This window comes from Ancylomarina sp. 16SWW S1-10-2, assembly GCF_009669305.1.
In the GTDB taxonomy this organism is placed as follows: domain Bacteria; phylum Bacteroidota; class Bacteroidia; order Bacteroidales; family Marinifilaceae; genus Ancylomarina.
Genome location: NZ_SADB01000219.1, coordinates 1 through 454, shown reverse-complemented (window position 1 = coordinate 454; position 454 = coordinate 1). Strand labels below are relative to the sequence as shown.

At 41.4% G+C, this 454-nt stretch carries 1 protein-coding gene; it reads right to left on the bottom strand.

The features are described from left to right. Positions 1-103 precede the first annotated feature (103 nt). Positions 104-454 (bottom strand): DUF2878 family protein (locus EMN46_RS19035; RefSeq protein WP_154202601.1); only part of this gene is annotated, 351 nt, incomplete at its 5' end.

Here is a 454-nt window from a genome sequence, read left to right as displayed (position 1 = left end):
CTCACACTGAAAAAACAGCACAAAGCAATCACAACTCCACGAAAAAACACAATGCCTCCTAATAAGCACTTTACACTGCGCCACTGATGAACCGCTATTCACATCATCGCTGATTCACATCATCAGCAACTAGCCAACATAATAAAATGGGCAGCAATATTGCCCATGTAATGGCTATCACCAATAAGCTAAAAAATACCGATGTATTCAAGGCCATCAAGTCATGTAAACGAGTACCAGCAAGATAGCTCAACGGTGCCGAAATGGCCGCACATACCGCAGCAACATATAATTTTGTTCTTAACCACGACAGGCTAAAAAATAAGGTAGTTGCAAACATCACCCAAAGTAATAACAACCAAACGGGTGGTAGCACACTACCATCAGACCTAACTAATACGCCTAGCTGCAGATACAATAGCTCAACAACGAAGCCTATACAGAAGACTTTAAT